Below are 17,629 nucleotides of genomic sequence, written 5' to 3' on the forward strand. Positions count from 1 at the left end.
TGGCTATTGCGAAGATCTTACTGATTCCACTAGGTCGGAAGCCGATTAACGGACTCGCGGTCTGAACCGGCTTGGAGGGTGCCAGCCATGACGTTACCAGCTCGATTGCGTGCCGGTTTAACCGCGGTGTTTACGAGTCGACGTCACGAGTTCTAGTGGGCTACTGCGACGGCCATGCCCGTTGTCCAGATAATATCATTCCCGATGCGTGCAGCGCTCTACAACTGCCGCTATCATTTCTCAGCCGCTGCAGGGTTCAGCGCACTGCTAAATGTGCTGTATGTCGCGCCAACACTGTACATGCTCCAAATTTATGACCGAGTGGTCCCGACACAAGGAGTCAGCACTCTTACACTGCTGACGCTGATGCTTTTGTTCTCGCTCTGCACGCTGGCCCTGCTGGACCGCGTGCGGGCCCGGCTGCTGGTCAGGGCGAGCATGGCCATCGATGCGGCGCTGGCCGCCGATATTCTTGATGCGACCATCGGCAGGCCCGACCTGGTGGTGTCGCGTCAGGCGCTGCGCGAGTTCGATGCAATGCGGCAGGCGCTGACGGGGCCGGGTGTGGTCGCGCTGTTCGATGCGCCATGGGCTCCAATCTACATCGTCGCCTGCCTGCTCATCCATCCGCTGCTGGGCCTTGTAACGATATTCGGCTGCGCGGTCCTGCCGCTCATCGCTTGGCGCAACGAAAAGGCCACCCGCGCCGGAATGGACCGTTCACAGGCCATAGCGGCAGCAACCTGGGTGGGGCAGGAAGGACTGCTCGATGCTGCCGAAACTGTCCGCGCGCTGGGCATGCGCCGCGCGGTGGTAGCGCGGCAGCTCCGCCAACGGCAGGGCATGCTGACCGCAGGGATTGCCGCCAATTTCAAGGCGGGCAATTACATGGCCGCGACCCGGTTTGCGCGGCTGGCGCTCCAGTCGCTTTCGCTAGGTCTTGGCGCTCTGCTGGCCATTGAAAACAGGATCAGCGCGGGCGCGATTTTCGCGGCTTCGTTTCTGGTCGCGCGTGCGCTCGCCCCGATCGAGCAACTCATCGGCAACTGGAAATCGCTGGTTCAGGCACGCAATGCCTATAGCGCGCTAGAAGGACTGCTCGCACGCGCTGGCGCGACGGCAGACCGCACGCTGCTGCCAGCGCCTGCCGGTGCCTTGCGCATCGAGCAGCTGACCATGCTCAACGAAAGCCGCGACGGGGTGATCATCGGGCCACTCAGCTTCACAGTGCCCGCAGGCGAGGCCTTGGCCATCGTGGGCCCGAGCGGTGCGGGCAAGTCCACCTTGCTCCGCACGCTCGCCGGAGCGCTGGTTCCGGATAGGGGTGCAATCCGCGTCGATGGCGCCGATACGCGCGACTGGGACCCCGAGCGGCTTGCGCCCCACATCGGCTACCTGCCGCAGGACCCGAGCCTGATCGAGGGCTCGATCAAGGAAAACATCTGCCGGTTCGCCACCGAACTGGATGAGCACACCGCATCCATCGACGCGGATGTCGTCGCCGCCGCGCAGCTCGTCGGGGCGCACGAGCTGATCCTGCAGTTGCCGGGCGGATACGAACATCGCCTCCAGCCCGGCGGGCGGGGGTTGTCGGCGGGGCAAGCGCAACGGGTCGCGCTGGCGCGGGCTGCATACGGCAACCCTGCGATCTACCTGCTCGACGAACCCAACGCCCATCTCGATGCCGAAGGCGACACGCAGCTGGTTGCATCGCTGGGCACAATGAAAGCGGCGGGAAAGACAATCCTGATCGTCTCGCACAAGCTGAGCATCCTGCCGATCATCGACCGGATTCTGGTTATGCGCGGTGGCCGGATCGAGCATCTGGGGTCGCGTGACGAAATCCTGCCCAGGATCACGGCACCGCAAGTTAGGCGCGGTTCAGCGGCCACGGCACAAGGCCAGCAGGCATGAACGTCGAGGTCAGCCCTAACCTGTCGGTGCCGGAAGACTGGCAGGAGATCGCCAATCCCCGGCGCGACATACGCGCTGGCATGATCGTAGCGGCGCTGTTCTTCATCGTGTTCCTTGGCTGGGCGGCGCTCACGCGGCTCGATGCCGCCGCGCTGGCGCAAGGCACACTCGTCGTTTCAGGCCAGCGCCAGACCGTGCAGCACCGTGACGGCGGGGTGGTGGGAAAGATCGACGTGCAGGAAGGCCAGCGCGTGGTGCGCGGGCAACTGTTGCTGAGGCTGGATGCGGCGGAAGTGCGGGCGCAGGAGCGCGCCTTTGCCTCGCAAGTCACCGGACTGCTGGCGCAACGGGCAAGACTTCAGGCCGAGCAGCAGGGTCTGGCCCGGGTGCCGGTTCCGCCCGAGTATGCGCAGCTCGGCTTTGCCGGCTCGGCAGAGGCCGCCGCCGCTCTTGCGCTGCAGCAGGCGGAGCTTGATGCCCGCGCTTCGGTGCTGGTGGCGCAGCGCGGCGCATTGCAGCAGCGGGTTGCACAGTCGGCTGAACAGGGGCGCGGCTATGGCCATCAGGCGGCGTCGAGCAACGAGCAGATCCGCATTCTCGATGACCAGATCGCCGCCTACAAGCCGCTCGCGGAAAAGGGCTTCGTCTCGATAACCCGGCTGCGCGAGCTTGAACGCATGCGCGCCGAGCTGGTCGGGCAGAGCGGACAATATGGCTCCGGCGTTGCGCAATCGCGTGACGCTGCGCGCGAAAGCAGCCTGCAGATCATGGAAGCGGAGCGCAGCTATCGTGCACGCAGCGCTGCCGATCTGCGCGATGTCGATGCCCGGCTGGGCGATCTGCTCCCCCGGCTCGTCGCCGCGCGCGACCAGGTGGCGCGGACCGAAATCCGTGCACCGGTCACGGGCACGGTCGTGGGGCTTGCCGTGTTCACCCCCGGCGGCGTGATTGCGCCCGGCCAGAAGCTGATGGATGTGGTGCCGGAACGGGCGCCGGTTCTGGTTCAGGCACGCATCGCACCCGATGATGCCGATGATTTGCGAGTGGGCCAGCGCACCCTGATCAAGTTCACCGGGCTGCATGAACGCGCACTGCCCGAACTCGAAGGCCGGCTGACCCGGCTTTCAGCCGACAATTTCATCGATGAGCGGACCGGCCAGAACTACTTCACCGCTGAAGTCGTAATCCCGGCCGACCAGTTGCGGCTGATCGGCCAGACGCTCGGCCATGAGTTCGTGCTGCGGCCGGGCCTCCCGGTGCAAGTGCTCATCCCGCTGCGCAAGCGGAGCGCGCTAGACTATTTGATCGAGCCGCTCCGGGGCGTATTCTGGTCATCGCTGCGCGAACACTGAGGCTTTAGACGAGAAAGTCTCCCGTCGTGTGCAGCGCCGTCGTCGTGGCGGCATCGTCGATCAGGGCCTGATTGTAGAGCGCCCAAGCGTCCTTGATGAAGATCTGCTGGGTCTGTCCGCTCTCGTTGAGCAGGGCAATTTCCAGCGCCGTGGTGGTGCCCAATTGCCGTGCAGTCATCCCGCCCTGCTGGACGGCGTTAACCATGCCGCCCCACGACTGCACGACGAGGCTTCCGTCGGGAAGCACTGCGAGGCCCGTGTCGGCGGCAAACTTGCCCGCCCCGAAATTGCTGAAGACCAGTGTATCGGATTCGCCGAAATTAAGATCATAGACGCGGTCGTAGTCGCCCGTGCCTTCGATGTCCGCGCCCGAGAACTGGAACTTGTCTGAGCCCAGGCCGCCCGAAAGGTGATCGTCACCGCTGCCGCCAACGAGCGTGTCGTTAAACGTGCCGCCGCGAAGAAGGTCATTCCCGGCAAGGCCCAGCATCTCGGTGCCGACTTTGGGAATGCCGAGCGAATCATCGCCAGCCGTGCCGACGAGCTGGGGTGGCGGTGCTGGCGGCTCGACGTTGAGCGTGACCGCGCCGGTATCGGTGCCGCCGCGCCCGTCCGACACGATGTAATCAAATGCAGCCGCGCCGGAATAGCCGGCGGCGGGAGTGAACACGATCTGTCCGCTGGAAAGGTCGACCACGCCGCCAGCAGCGCCCGCGACCCCGGAAACCGTCAGCGCGTCAGCATCCGGGTCGGTGTCATTGGCGAGCAATTGCACCGTGTTCAGCGAGAACGCGGTGTTGTATTTTACCGCGAAAGTGCCGTCATTCGCAGCGACCGGCGCAGCATTGGCATCGGCGGCAAGCGCCTGCGTATAGGGCTGCCAGCCGTCCTTGATGAACAGCGTCTGCTTCTGCCCCGATGCGTTGGTAAGTGAAAGTTCCATCGCCGTGGTCGTGCCAAGCTGCTTGGCAGCCGCAGCGCCCTGCTGAACCATGTTGACCAGCCCGGCCCAGGAATCGACCACGGCGCTGCCGTCTGACAGCACCGTCAGGCCGAGGTCCGCGCTGAACTTTCCGGCCCCATATGCGCCGAACAGCAGGGTGTCACCCTCGGCAAAGTTCAGGTCATAGAGCCGGTCGTAGTCGCTGGTGCCCTCGATATCGTTGCCGAAGAACTTGAGGCGGTCGGCCCCCGTCCCGCCCGAGAGGTGATCGTCACCGCTGCCGCCGACAAGAACGTCATTCAGCGTGCTGCCGCGCAAGGTATCGGTTCCTGCAAGCCCCAGCATTTCGGTTGCGACCTTGGGCACGGGCGGCGAATCGTTCCCGCTGGTCCCGAGATATTGCGGCAAAGGCGGCGGGGCCGCGACATTGAGCGAAACCGTCGCCGTATCGGTGCCGCCGTGCCCGTCCGCGATGCTGTAATTGAACGACGCAGTGCCGATATAGCCGCTGGTGGGCGTGAACACGATCTGCCCGCCGGACAGTGTGACCGTCCCGCCGCTGACGCCTGAAAGGCCGGTGATCGTCAGGGCGTCCGCGTCGGCGTCGGCATCATTGCCGAGCAATTGCGCGATAGTGAGGATCAACGCCGTGTTGTTCTGCACGGTGAACGTGCCGTCATTGACGGCATTTGGCGCATCGTTGGGATCGGCTGCGGCCGCCTGACTGTAAACGGTCCAGCCGTCCTTGACGAACAGCGTCTCCTTCTGGCCCGCGGCATTCGTGAGGGTCAGCTCAAGGGCTGTCGTGGTGCCAAGCTGCCGCGCAGAAATCGCACCCTGCTGCACCAGATTCACCACGCCGGCCCAGGACTGGATGATCACGCTGCCATCGGGCAAAACGCTGACCCCGCCATCTACGGCGAATTTGGCTGTACCGAAACCGGTCAGGGCAATGGTGTCACCTTCGGCGAAGTTGAGGTCATAAAGGCGGTCGTAGTCGCTCGTCCCTTCGATATCGGTGCCAAAGAAGCGATACTGGTCGCCCCCTGTCCCGCCGGAAAGGTGATCGTCGCCGCTGCCGCCGACCAGCACGTCGGCATAAACGCTCCCGCGCAGTACATCACTTCCTGCGAGACCGAGCATCTCGGTCGCCACCTTGGGCACAGGCGGCGAATCGTTGCCGGTTGTGCCGACATATTGCGGCAGCTGAGATCCGCTGGCCACGTTGAGCGCGACACTTGCCGTGTCCGTGCCGCCCTTCCCGTCCGAAATCGAATAGGTGAACGAAGCCGCCCCCGAATAGCCGCTCGACGGCGTGAAGACGATCTGGCCGCTGGACAGCGCGACCGAACCACCAGTCGCATTGCCCACGCCGGTAACCGTCAGCGCATTGCCGTCAGGATCGGTATCGTTGGCGAGCAGCTGCGCGGCTGTCAGCGACAGCGCCGTGTTGTAAGCCACGGCGAATGCACCGTCGTTCACCGCATCGGGCGCGCGGTTGGCAGGCGGGGTGCCGCCGACGGTGATCGAAACTTTTGCGGTATCGACCAGCCCATGCCCGTCGGACAGGGTATAGACGAACGACGCCGCGCCGGTGAAGCCCGCCGCCGGGGTGAACACGATGTTGCTGCCTACCCGCGCGACGGTGCCGTTGAGTGCGCTCGACAGGGCCGGAATGCTCAGGACATTGCCGTCCTGATCGTGATCGTTGCCGAGCAGGCTGGCGAGCGGGATGGTGAGCGCGGTGCCGGCGGCGGTGGCGAGGCCTGCATCATCGACCGCATCGGGCGCATGGTTGATCGGCGGCCCGCCGAGGTAGGAATAATCGCGCACCGAGGTCTGCGAAATGCGGATCGTGCCATCTACGGACGCGCCCGCCGCCAGCGAGATCACGATCTGGAACTGCGCCGTCTTGGGCACTTGCGCCACTTCGAGTTCCGGCGTGGCGAAAGGCAGTTTGAGGCCATCGCTGCCGGGCAGATTAAACCCTGGAACGCCGCCGATCATGCCGCGCACCATCGACGATGACCCGTCGTTGTTGACGACGAACAGCACGGGCGAAACGGAAATCACGCCGGTCAGGCCCGGATCGACTTCGACCACTGCCGCGCCGCGCACCATGTCGCCCTGCTGAAGGCTGGACACTGGAACGCTGACCCACAGCGTGATCGTGGCAGGGCTGCCGCTGGACGTGCCGGACAGATGCACGACCTGCTCGGCGAGGCCGGTGTCGGTCAGGTCCTTGCTGACTTGCGCGGTTACGCCGGTGGCGCCGGTCGAGGCATTGATGTTCCAGCCTGCGGCGAGATCGCCCGTGATGCCGTTGCCGAGCTTGCCGCCGGTGCCTTCGAGCATCGGGTTGGCAATGAGGATGCCATTGGGATTGGAGGGCGAATAGAGATCGGCATTGCTGGTCGGCAGGCCGATGCGGTCATGCGCATCGGGATGGTCGGCCAGCATCGCGTCGGCAATCGCCTTGCCGAGGATGACGTTGCCGGCTGCGGTCAGATGGACCCCATCGTAGAAATAGTCCGGATTGGGCAGATAGTTGTTGTTCGGATCGGCGAGCTTGTCCCACACATCGACCGGCGTGATCCATGGCCGGTTGAGCTGGGCGCCATTGGGATCGTTCAGCCACTGATGCAGCGCGAAATGCTCGAGGTAGCTTGACGTGCGCGGGGCTTCCGTGACGAGATAGACCTGCTTGCCCGCAGCGCCCAGCTCGTCGAGCATTTTGCCGATCTGCGCTTTTCGCTGGTCCAGCGTGAAGCTGCCGTAGCCGTAAGCCTGTGAATTGAGGCCGATCAGCAGGATCGCGATCGGCGCTTCGGACTGCGCATAGTTCGTGAAGAGCGTCTGCCACTCCGAATTTGTCGCACCATTGATCGCGTAGTTGCCGTGCGGCACTAGTTCGAACGCCTGATTGGTGAACGCTTCCACCCATCCGGAATAGCCGGTGATGGTGGTCGCATCCTGCCCGCTGCCAGTGCTGCTAAGCGTGCGGCTGTCACCATAGATGACGAACTGGTAAGGGAGCTCTGGCAAATTTTTTCTTCCGTATCAGTTGTTAGGTCGTTGGACTCGTAATTTCATATTTATATGGGATAATACTGCAGGCGTAAAAACTTATTCGCGATGACGATATTCAGAACTGGAGCCCGACAATCCAAGCCATCCGGATCACATCACAGAAATCGCCTACGCTCCTCGTGCTGTAAGAGCAGCCTCCCACGGCAATAGGGCCATTGGCAGTCAGCTTGCTCGACAGTGGTCGCGAAGGACTCAAGCAATTCTGCGCCTCGATCTAATCTTAGAACGCCTGTAAAGCCTGCTGCTGTCAAACCATAAGAGCGAAAAATTGGGGGTTTGTGACGTGACCCCCAGCTTTCCTCCAGCCGGGATTAGAGCCGAGCCGCTTTTGATCCGACACCATTCTCTGGATCATCCGGGGTTAGAGTTTCCCGGCCAGGGTCACGGTGACGGGCTGGGTGCGTCACCGGGATTCATCAGCGTGATCGGGGACTTGTTGCCGATGGCACCGTGCGGCCGATCCTCGTTGTAATATTTGCGCCACTTCTCCAACTTTTCGCGGGCATCTGCAAGCGTCAGGAACCAGTGGGTGTTCAGGCACTCGGCCCGGAACCGCCCGTTGAACGCTTCGATGTAGGCATTATCGGTGGGTTTGCCGGGTCGGCTGAAGTCGAGCGTGACGTCGTTCGCGTACGCCCATAGGTCCAGGTCCCGGCTGATGAACTCGGAGCCCTGGTCGACCCGGATTGTCTTCGGGTAGCCAACCGCGGCGCAAGTCGCCTCAAGGGTCTGAACGACGTCCTCACCGCGGTAGCTGAACCGCGGATCGATCACCGGCGAGAACCGCGAGAACGTGTCGACCACCGTCAGGACGCGGATCTTGCGGCCCGTTGCCAATTGGTCATGGGCGAAGTCCATGGCCCATACATCATTGACGCGGGAGGCCGCGCAGCGGTCTTCCCTCAACTTTGCCTTCACCCTGCGCTTGGGCGTCTTGTTGCGCAGCTGAAGGCCCAACTCGTTGTAAATCCTGTGCGTTCGTTTCATGTTGATCTCCCAGCCTTCGCGGCGAAGAAGAACGTGGACGCGACGATAGCCATAGCGGACACGCGTCTCGCAGATCTCCCGGATGCGGGCTTCAATGCCGGCCTGCTCGCGGCGGCGGGATTTGTAGTGGTACGTCGAGGTGTCCATCTCCTGTACCCGGCAAGCCCGGCGGATCGACACACCCCAGTCACTGCGAACCCCGTTCACCAGCTCGCGTTTGCGAACAGGCCTCACAGTTTTCGGCGGATGACGTCCTGCAGCATCTCCTTGTCGAGCGAGAGGTCCGCCACGAGCTTGCGCAGCTTCGCGTTCTTGTCCTCGAGCTGCTTCAGCCGCCGCATGTCCGGCGGCAGCATGCCGTCATACTTCTTCTTCCAGTTGAAGTAGGTCGCCTGGCTGATCCCTGCCTTGCGGCAGATGTCCGCCACGGGAACGCCGTCTGCCCCCAGCTTCAGAATGAACGCCTTCTGGGCGTCTGAGAATCTGGATGCCTTCATGGTCCTTCGCTCCTCCCAGCCAACGGGAGATTACGGCGAAAAACTCTAACTCCAAGCGATCCAGTTTTCCGGGACCAGATCACATGGCGCCGCACGGCGCACGAGGTGTTGTTCGTGACCGCAGGTATTTCCCAGCAGTTGAAATAGCGCGATAGCGCGTCCGAATGATACAGAACCCGTGTTCAGCGTCCAAGCCGGTGGATGAAAGACAGGGCGCAAACACCTAAATGCGGGCAATTTTGATGGGAAATCTCAAAACCATGAATTTAGGAAAAGAGATAAGCTGACTGCGACCGATCACCATTATTCCATTCACTGCATCACTCCGCTATCCAATCTCCATTGACCGACCAGCACATTGTGCTGCAATGCACCATCAAGACCGCTCGCTGTCAAAGGTGGAATTCTCAGAGAGTTTGGCAGGCTGAGAGGTAAGAAGAGGGATTTTGGTTTGATGGCACGCAAAGGGGTGATACTTGCAGGAGGCTCCGGCACGCGATTGTACCCTCTGACGCGAGGGGTCTCGAAGCAGCTCATGCCTGTGTTCGACAAGCCGATGATCTATTACCCGTTGAGCACGCTCATGCTCGCCGGCATCCGCGACATCCTGATCATCACCACGCCCGAAGACGCAGTGCAGTTCCAGCGCGTCCTGGGCGACGGCTCGGCGTTCGGCATTTCGCTGTCCTATGCGGTCCAGCCCACGCCCGATGGCCTTGCGCAAGCCTTTCACATCGGTGCCGATTTCGTCGGCGCAAGCCCCAGCGCGCTCGTGCTGGGTGACAACATCTTCTATGGCCACGGCCTGCCGCAATTGCTCAAGAACGCGAATGACCGGACCGATGGGGCCAGCGTCTTCGCCTACCGGGTCAACAATCCCGAGGCTTACGGCGTGGTCGCGTTTGACGACGCTGGCCGGGCCAAGTCGATTGAGGAAAAGCCTCTGCAGCCGCAGTCGAACTATGCGGTGACTGGCCTGTATTTCTACGACAACACGGTTGTCGACCGCGCCCGCGATCTCAAGCCGTCGCCACGCGGCGAACTGGAAATCACCGATCTCAACCGTCTGTACATGGACGAGGACCAGCTTTCGGTCGAGATCATGGGGCGCGGCTATGCCTGGCTCGATACCGGCACGCACGGCTCGCTGCTTGATGCTGCGGCCTATGTGCGCATCACCGAAGAGCGGCAGGGGCTGAAGATCTGCTGCCCGGAAGAAATAGCCTGGCGGCAGGGCTTCATCACCGATGGCGAGCTTGAGGCGATTGCCCAGCCGCTCCGCAAGTCCGGTTACGGCGAGTATCTGCTGCAACTTCTGACACAGAAGGGTCCGCTGTGAACATTATCGAATGCGATATTCAGGGGCCGCTGATCATCGAGCCCCGCGTGTTCGGTGATGAACGCGGGTTCTTTTTCGAAAGCTGGAACGAAGCCGGTTTTGCAGCTGCTGGGCTCGACCTGAAGTTCGTGCAGGACAACCACAGCCGCTCGCAGAAGGGCGTGCTGCGCGGCATGCACTTCCAGAACCCCGGTCCGCAGGGCAAGCTGGTTCGTGTGGCCAGCGGCGCGGTGTTCGATGTGGCGGTGGACTTGCGTCGCTCGTCGCCTGACTTCGGCAAATGGACCGGCGTTGTGCTTTCGGCAGAAAACAAGCGCATGTTCTGGGTGCCGGAAGGCTTCGCCCACGGCTTCCTGACGCTCGAAGACAACACCGACTTCCTCTACAAGTGCACCGCGCCTTATGCGCCGCAGTTTGAAGGCAGTCTTGCCTGGAACGATCCGGCAGTCGGCATCGAGTGGCCGCTGGACGGTATCGAGCCAAAGCTCTCGGCCAAGGACGCGACCGGCCTTTCGCTTGACCAAGTGACGGCGTTTCCGTGAAGGCGCTCGTCACCGGAGTAAACGGGCAGGTCGGCAAGGCCCTGCTTGCCACTGCGCCCGAAGGCTGGACTTGCGTGGCGCTCGACCGCGCCGCGCTCGACCTTTCTGATGCCACCGCCATTGCGCGGCTGGTTGAGGCAGAGCGCCCCGATCTGGTCCTCAATGCCGCAGCCTATACCGCAGTGGACAAGGCGGAAAGCGAGCCCGACCTTGCCCATGCGATCAATGGCAGCGCGCCGGGTGCTTTCGCTGCTGCGCTGGGCCTTACCGGCGGACGACTGGTACATGTGTCCACGGACTTCGTGTTCGACGGGACGTCAGGGCAGGGCTACCAGCCGGGCGATCCGCGCAATCCGCAATCGGTCTATGGCGCGAGCAAGGCGGCGGGCGAACTCGCCGCTGGCGAAGATGCCATCATCGTGCGCACCAGTTGGGTCTATGCTGCAGGCGGCGCGAACTTCGTGCGGACCATGCTCCGCCTGATGCGTGAGCGCGATACATTGAACGTCGTCGCCGACCAGATCGGATCGCCGACGTGGGCGACAGGCCTTGCCCGCACGCTTTGGGGCCTTGCGCTCGCAGACAAGACGGGCATTTACCACCACCGTGATGCCGGCGTTGCCAGCTGGTACGATTTCGCGGTCGCCATTGCCGAAGAGGCGCACAGCCTCGGTCTGTTGGCGCGCGTGCCGCGGATCGTTCCCATCGCCACGGCGGACTACCCCACACCTGCCCGCAGACCATCGTTCTCGGTCCTGGACGTCAGCGCCACCCGCGCTGCGCTCGGTGACGAGGCCGTTCACTGGCGCACCAACCTGCGAACCATGCTCGAAGAGGAAAAGGCACTTGGCTAATCTGCTCGTCACCGGCGGCGCCGGGTTTATCGGCGGAAACTTTGTCCATTACTGGGGCAAGACGCACCCGGACGATGCGATCATCGTGCTCGATTGTCTTACCTATGCCGGCAACCGCTCGACCATCGAGGGCGTTGAGCAGGCCGAACTCGTTGTGGGCGATATCCGCGATACGGACTTGGTGGAAAGCCTGCTGCGCACGCGCAACGTGGCGAGGATCGTCCATTTCGCGGCGGAAAGCCATGTCGACCGCTCGATCACCGGGCCGGATGCATTCATCGACACCAATATCCTTGGCACCAACAGCCTGCTGAAAGCCGCGCGCAAGGTCTGGCTGGATGAAGGCACCGGCAAGCCCCATCGCTTCCATCATATCTCGACTGACGAGGTTTACGGCTCGCTTGGGCCCAGTGATCCGGCGTTTGCCGAAACGACGCAATACCAGCCGAACTCGCCCTATTCGGCGTCGAAGGCTGCGTCCGATCATCTCGTGCGCGCATATCACCACACTTATGGTCTCGACGTCACCACAACCAACTGCTCGAACAATTACGGGCCTTATCACTACCCTGAAAAGCTGATCCCGCTGTTCATGCTCAATGCGCTCTCGGGCAAGCCGCTGCCGATCTATGGCGACGGCATGAACGTGCGCGACTGGCTCTATGTCGAAGACCACTGCCGCGGCATCGAGGCGGCTCTGAACAATGGTAAGCCGGGCGAAACCTACAACATCGGCGGCGGCGAGGAATTGCCGAACATGGCGGTGATCGACCGGATCTGCGCCGAAGTCGACCGTGCCTTCGCCGAGATCGAAGGCCTGGCCGAACGCTATCCTGATGCGCCTGCCGCAAAGGGCCGTCCGACCAGCGAGCTCAAGACCTTCGTCGAAGACCGCAAGGGCCACGACCGCCGCTACGCCATCGACGAGACCAAGGCCCGCGCCGAGATCGGCTACGTGCCCCAACATGATTTCGAGAACGGCCTGCGCGGCACACTGCGCTGGTACCTCGACAACGAAGCGTGGTGGCAGCCGCTGCTTTCACGCGGAGCATGAGCGAACTGTCACCGCTTTCTCCGGGAGTTTGAGCGTGGGTCAGCCAGGTAGAACAGCCGAAACCAATGCACTGATCGGCAAGCCAATCGGTCAGTATCTTGGCGGGCGTGACAACAATCTCAACCTGATCCGCATTGTTGCGGCATCGGCGGTGCTGGTGTCGCACGCCTATGCTCTCACGTCTGGGCAGGAAATGAGCGAGCCGTTCCGGGCTGCGACCGGCTTGTCGCTGGGGCAGTTTGCCGTGGCGATCTTTTTCGGCATGTCTGGCCTGCTGATCGCGCGCAGCTTTGACCGGCGCCAATCGCTGGCCCATTTCGTAAGCGCGCGTTTCCTGCGGCTGTGGCCCGCCTTGGCCGTGGTGCTGACGCTTACCGCTTTCGCGCTGGGCCCGGTGATGACGTCGCAGGGTGCAAGTGAATATCTGCGGTCCACCCAGACGCTGGCCTATGTCCCGCGCAACCTCAGCCTGTATTTCCGCGACGATGCCCTGCCGGGCGTATTCGCCGCAAACCCCTATGGTGCCGCCACGAACGGGAGTCTGTGGAGCCTGTTCTACGAGGTGGCATGCTATGGCGGTGTCGTGGCGCTCGGGTATCTGGGAGGGCTGCGCAAAACTTGGATGTTCGGCCTGTTCCTTGCCTTTGTCGTCGCGGGGCACGTCTGGTCGGTCATCGCATCGCCTGCAAGCGGCGTTGCCTATCGCCTTGATGTGATGGGGTTCGTCGGCTTCCCGTTTGCGCTCGGCATGGCGGCCTATGTGTGGAGGGACCGGCTTTCGCTGGGTCTTGCCGGAATCGCGCTTGTCTGGGTGCTCGTGGCCCTGCTGCTGGACACAGTGTGGCTTGGCTCGGCGATCATGCTGGCGCTGGTCTACACCTGCCTGTGGCTGGCCTTCGTGCCAAAAGGCGCGGTGCTCGCCTACAATCGGCTCGGGGATTTCTCTTACGGCGTCTATATCTTCGCCTATCCCGCGCAGCAGACCCTTGTAGCGCTCTGGCCCGGCCACGGACCGGCGGTCAACATGGCGGCAAGCGGCGCGATTACACTCATACTTGCAATCGCGTCATGGCATCTGGTCGAGAAGCGCGCGCTGGCGCTTGCACGGCCTGCGGGAGATCGGCTTGCCGGGATGTTCAAAGGCAAGGACGAATCCGCCACGCCGCTCGCGGGTTGATCAGGCCGCAACCGGCTTGGCAGGATTCCCCATCATGTGGCTTCCGTCGGGCACATCACGGTTGACCACCGAGCCGGGCTCGATGATGCAGTTTGCCCCGATGGTAACGCCCGGCATGATGATCGTGCGCGCGCCGATGCGGGTGCCTTCGCCAATCCGCGTGTCGAGGTAGACGCCGCGCGTCATGTCATGGGTGAGGACAACCGCCTGATGGTCGATCACGCAACCGGCGGCGATGTGGATGCCCTTGGGCCAGGTGCGATCAATCAGAGCGGTCGGCGCGATCCACGCCGAGCGGTGGATGTCCATCTGCCACAAGCGGGTCTGGATCAGCCGTTGCCACTTTTGCTGCAATGTCGTGCTGCGGGAAGGTAATGCTGGCGCGCTGGTCATGGTCCATGCAATAAATGAACGTCTTCGCAGTAGCAACATGACTTTGGCCGTGCAGGGAGAACCAGTTTGCGGAGCCTGAACAAGCTTCTCAAGATCCGGCGGATTGTGCTGGATTTGCGCCGCGCCTGGCTGGTAAGGACCAAGGGCGTGAACATCCACCCCGGCGCCAGTATTTCCCTCTCGGCGACCCTTGTCGGTGGAGCGCCCGGCTCGATCACGGTCGAAGACGGCACGCTTGTGGCGTTCAAGACATTGCTGATTGCAACTACGCCCGAAGGAGTCGTCAAGCCGATCCATATCGGCAAGAATTGCTTCATCGGAGGTGGATCGGTGATCCTGCCGGGAGTCACCATCGGCGATGAATGTATTGTCGGCAGCGGCGCGATCGTGACCGAAGACGTGCCGCCGCAATGCGCCGTCGGCGGAAATCCTGCACGTATCCTGCGGAAGGAGATCGAGGTCGAGCGCTATGGGCGTTTCATCTACGCCGAGCAGAACCAGAAGCTGTATTATCCCGAATGATCATGCCTTCTCCCGGCGGGCAGCAAGGATCGCTGGGGCGCTTCTGCTTCCAGCAGCCATAGCCAGCATTGCTCTTCGCAACGAAATCCCAGGCTGGCGGTTGGGAGGTGCCAACGCCGTCCTCCACCCGCCATTGGCCTCTGCTGGAACGTTCCCCATCCGGCTTGACCGTCACGGGACCATCGTCTTGCTCGGCGACAGCAATGTCTCGGGCAGCCGCGTAGGAGGCCGTGATGTGGCATTCCCAGCCCTGCTCGATGTGCCTCGGACGGCAGGCATCGATGTCGTGAATTTAGGTCGCGGCGGAGGAACTGTGCCGGACCGCGTCATGGCGACGAGCGCATCCGTCCCGCCGCAACTGGTGATCATCATGTTCGGCACCAATGATGCCGCGCCTCGCTGGATCCTTGGGCGCCAGAAGGTGGTAGCGCCTGACCTCTATGCGGCGCGGCTGACGGCTATCGTTCGGTCGCATGCCGAGCAGGGCGCAAAGGTGCTGGTGCTGGCATCGCCCCCTGCGGGTTCGGTCGCCATGGATCGGAGGATAGCACCGTACCGGCTGGCCGCTCGAAACGTGGCGCTGCAGGCGGGCGCCCACTTTGCCGATCCCGCAGAGGCTTTCGCAGCGACGCGAATGAGGGCCGATCTGCAATACGATGGGCTACATCTCAGCGTAGCAGGTCAGGAACGGCTGGCGCGATGGCTGGATCAGCTATTGGCCGCAAGCTGACGTTTCCCGGTGCGGCGGAAATGGACTTGCGCCAGCAACCACAGGACGATGGAGAGAGCCAGATAAGCAGCATAAGCTGCAGCGTAGGCCTGCCCCACCGCGAGGATGGAATCGATCATGCCAAGGTGGATCGCGACGACGACCGTCGTCAGGCAAGCCAGTCGCGGCAGCAGTGTGGCATAGCCCAACTTGCGTGAAAGCAGTGTGTGGTTGAGCATGATGCCGCCCATGCGAAGCAACTCGCCGGAAACGAACCAGGGGACCGTCGCCGCTCCGGCCACGAACGCGCTGGTGAAGAACAGCTCCACAAGGTACGGCCAGAGGGGCTGCAGCAGGAACACCACGGCGATGCCGCAGGTGGGAAGTACGATAGCGGCGACGATCAAGGCCATGAATCGCCGCGAGAAGGCCGGCTCCTCCGACTGGTCCCACCGCGCCAGTGTCATACCGAGAAATGCATTTGCCAGCGAGGCTGCGAGGATGACGAAGAGCATGCCGGGTTGCACCAGCCCGACGCCCTCCTGTCCGAAGCGTGATGCGGTTTCGCTGCGCAGGAGAAGGATCGTTGCAGGTTCGAGCAGCAGCCCGGCCACGATCGGCAAAGCGATTGTCAGAATCGGCTTGCGGGCGGGCATTGCCTTGACGGCGGGCCAGTCCACAAGATCCTGCAGCTGCGGCCAGACGCCCCACGTTCCGGCAATGGCCAGCAATGCCGGCGTCATCAGCACATAGGCCATGAGATCGCGGACCCCGGCGAACAGCAGAATCGCGGCCAAGGCGAGATTGGCCGTACCTCCCGCAACAACTGCTTTGAACATGCGGCGCGAAAGACCAAGGCCAAGGTAGATGCCGCTCAGCGCGCGCCAGGCAGAAGCAAGGGCGGCGGCAAGGGCAAAGGCGATAGCGCCCGCCACAATGCTGGCCTCGGAATCTACGGTGAACAGGAAAAACGCCGTGGAAACCGGCAGTGCGATCAGCAGGGTCAACGCGAAGAGGCCAATCCCGCTCGAAACGATTTCACTCTGGGTGAAATCCGGGCGCTTGCGCGGCAACTCGCGATTGTAGGCATCGCACACGCCCATGCCGCCAACCACGGCCGCTGTTTCGATCAGGTTGTTGACCAGCGCGATCCAGCCGATCCCGGCTGGGCCGAAGAAGATCGCCAGAAGCTTGTTGCGGCCGAGCGTGAGCGCGAAGTTGGCAAGGTTCCCGCCGATCATCGCCAGTCCGCGTTTCACGTGCGGGAGATATGCCTTCACTGCTTCACGCCCTGGTTCCTGCCAATCTGCATGGTCGTGTACCGCCGCACCCCATCGGGCGGCGGCCGGTCACGCTTTGACGGCTGGCGCGCAATCGCAGCACCAGCCAAATCGCCGGGTCAGTCTGCCGGGGCAGACTTCCGCGTCATACGATAGACCGCAGGCGGCAGCCAATCACGCAGGAAATGATTCATGCGAACCTTGATGTCTTCCTTGTCGGGACTGTCCGGGCGCACCTTGAACACCGTGGTGCGCTTGGGAAGGGCAGCTATGCCATCCTCGTGCGCGGTGTAATAGTAGGTGGCGATCGACCTGCGGCCGCGCTCGGGCGGGGAGGCCAGCGGTTCGGGCTGGCCGTGGTAGCTGTCCAGCGAGGTGTTGAACACCACGGCGCGGCCGATTGTCGGCAGCACGCGGTGGCAGCACTTTTCCATCTTCTGGTCCCACAGTTCGAGATGGCCGCCAAATTCGTCAGGCCATTCATCGTTAAGGTAGACCAGCAAGTTGAGCCGGCGCTCGACCTTGAGCTTGGGGTGGATGTTGAAATCGGCGTGTACGCCAAGATGACCGCCAGTGCGAGTTTCGTGCAGGCCGCCACCCATGTAGTAAGGGTCCGCGATGAGGCCGTCGATGCCGGTCATGGCTTGCAGAAAGCGCAGAATGGCAGGGCTGTTCAACTCCATCACCAGATTGCGCAGGCTGCGTCCCGGAATTTCCGATGGGCGGAACTGATACTTCAGGCGTTCCTGTGCGCGGTCAAAGTAGTCATGCCCCGAAGTGTCGGGAAAACCGCCCAACAAGCCCTTCAGGAAATCCGGCGGCAGGAAATCGTCCATCACGATATGCGGGAACGGGTCTGCCGATTGGTATTTTTCAGCCAGGGATTTGCCTGCAGCAATACATTCTTCTTCGTCGAAATGAATGTAACCATCGGTTTCCCGCGGCGTAAGGATGGCCATCACCAATCGCTCCAAGT

14 protein-coding genes are annotated in these 17,629 nt (G+C 62.6%); 9 read left to right on the forward strand and 5 right to left on the reverse strand.

What is annotated here, in order from left to right:
* Nucleotides 1–204: 204 nt before the first annotated feature.
* Together RM192_RS15785 and RM192_RS15790 are read left to right on the forward strand one after the other, a co-directional pair.
* Nucleotides 205–1,914 (forward strand): type I secretion system permease/ATPase, encoded by a 1,710-nt coding sequence (locus tag RM192_RS15785; protein ID WP_311508507.1) that lies wholly within the window; start codon nt 205–207, stop codon nt 1,912–1,914.
* Nucleotides 1,911–3,266: an HlyD family type I secretion periplasmic adaptor subunit gene (locus tag RM192_RS15790; RefSeq protein ID WP_311508508.1), complete on the forward strand. Its 1,356-nt coding sequence runs from the start codon at nt 1,911–1,913 to the stop codon at nt 3,264–3,266. The genes RM192_RS15785 and RM192_RS15790 overlap by 4 nt, the downstream gene beginning before the upstream one ends.
* Nucleotides 3,267–3,270: 4 nt before the next feature.
* On the opposite strand, the gene RM192_RS15795 is transcribed toward RM192_RS15790, so the two are convergent.
* Both RM192_RS15795 and RM192_RS15800 read right to left on the reverse strand, forming a co-directional pair.
* Nucleotides 3,271–7,254, reverse strand: coding sequence for a cadherin-like domain-containing protein (locus RM192_RS15795; RefSeq protein WP_311508509.1), 3,984 nt, complete (start codon nt 7,252–7,254; stop codon nt 3,271–3,273).
* A 426-nt stretch (nt 7,255–7,680) separates the two neighbouring features.
* Nucleotides 7,681–8,783 (reverse strand): IS3 family transposase gene (locus RM192_RS15800; protein WP_311508510.1). Its coding sequence is split into 2 segments (ribosomal slippage): nt 7,681–8,522 and nt 8,522–8,783, totalling 1,104 coding nucleotides; the frame shifts between segments, so codons are not numbered across the junction.
* 454 nt (nt 8,784–9,237) lie between these two features.
* On the opposite strand from RM192_RS15800, the gene rfbA reads away from it, so the two are divergent.
* From rfbA to RM192_RS15825, 5 genes are read left to right on the forward strand one after another with little or no spacing between them, the layout of a single operon-like run.
* The gene (rfbA, locus tag RM192_RS15805; RefSeq protein ID WP_311508511.1) at nt 9,238–10,122 is read left to right on the forward strand and encodes a glucose-1-phosphate thymidylyltransferase RfbA; all 885 of its coding nucleotides are present in this window, start codon (nt 9,238–9,240) and stop codon (nt 10,120–10,122) included.
* Nucleotides 10,119–10,664, forward strand: coding sequence for a dTDP-4-dehydrorhamnose 3,5-epimerase (gene rfbC, locus RM192_RS15810; protein WP_311508512.1), 546 nt, complete (start codon nt 10,119–10,121; stop codon nt 10,662–10,664). The genes rfbA and rfbC overlap by 4 nt, the downstream gene beginning before the upstream one ends.
* A complete protein-coding gene (gene rfbD / locus RM192_RS15815) occupies nt 10,661–11,518 on the forward strand; it encodes a dTDP-4-dehydrorhamnose reductase (RefSeq protein WP_311508513.1) in 858 nt (285 codons plus the stop codon). The genes rfbC and rfbD overlap by 4 nt, the downstream gene beginning before the upstream one ends.
* Complete coding sequence (gene rfbB / locus RM192_RS15820; protein WP_311508514.1) at nt 11,511–12,572, forward strand: dTDP-glucose 4,6-dehydratase; 1,062 nt, start codon at nt 11,511–11,513, stop codon at nt 12,570–12,572. The genes rfbD and rfbB overlap by 8 nt, the downstream gene beginning before the upstream one ends.
* 34 nt (nt 12,573–12,606) lie before the next feature.
* Nucleotides 12,607–13,749: an acyltransferase gene (locus RM192_RS15825; protein WP_311508515.1), complete on the forward strand. Its 1,143-nt coding sequence runs from the start codon at nt 12,607–12,609 to the stop codon at nt 13,747–13,749.
* Here the strand turns inward: RM192_RS15825 and RM192_RS15830 are convergent, their stop codons facing one another.
* Nucleotides 13,750–14,142: a DapH/DapD/GlmU-related protein gene (locus RM192_RS15830; RefSeq protein WP_311508516.1), complete on the reverse strand. Its 393-nt coding sequence runs from the start codon at nt 14,140–14,142 to the stop codon at nt 13,750–13,752.
* A 66-nt stretch (nt 14,143–14,208) separates the two neighbouring features.
* Here RM192_RS15830 and RM192_RS15835 point away from each other — a divergent pair, with 66 nt between their 5' ends.
* Both RM192_RS15835 and RM192_RS15840 read left to right on the forward strand, forming a co-directional pair.
* The gene (locus tag RM192_RS15835; protein ID WP_311508517.1) at nt 14,209–14,664 is read left to right on the forward strand and encodes a DapH/DapD/GlmU-related protein; all 456 of its coding nucleotides are present in this window, start codon (nt 14,209–14,211) and stop codon (nt 14,662–14,664) included.
* 100 nt (nt 14,665–14,764) lie between these two features.
* Nucleotides 14,765–15,394 carry a GDSL-type esterase/lipase family protein gene (locus RM192_RS15840; protein ID WP_311508518.1) on the forward strand — a complete coding sequence of 210 codons (630 nt, stop codon included), beginning with the start codon at nt 14,765–14,767 and terminating at the stop codon, nt 15,392–15,394.
* On the opposite strand, the gene RM192_RS15845 is transcribed toward RM192_RS15840, so the two are convergent.
* Together RM192_RS15845 and RM192_RS15850 are read right to left on the reverse strand one after the other, a co-directional pair.
* Complete coding sequence (locus tag RM192_RS15845; protein ID WP_311508519.1) at nt 15,373–16,653, reverse strand: hypothetical protein; 1,281 nt, start codon at nt 16,651–16,653, stop codon at nt 15,373–15,375. The genes RM192_RS15840 and RM192_RS15845 overlap by 22 nt on opposite strands.
* Before the next feature lie 119 nt (nt 16,654–16,772).
* Nucleotides 16,773–17,612 (reverse strand): 2OG-Fe(II) oxygenase, encoded by an 840-nt coding sequence (locus RM192_RS15850; protein WP_311508520.1) that lies wholly within the window; start codon nt 17,610–17,612, stop codon nt 16,773–16,775.
* Nucleotides 17,613–17,629 lie beyond the last annotated feature (17 nt).

Origin of the sequence: Novosphingobium sp. MMS21-SN21R (assembly GCF_031846015.1) — a bacterium.
Classification (GTDB): Bacteria; Pseudomonadota; Alphaproteobacteria; order Sphingomonadales; family Sphingomonadaceae; genus Novosphingobium.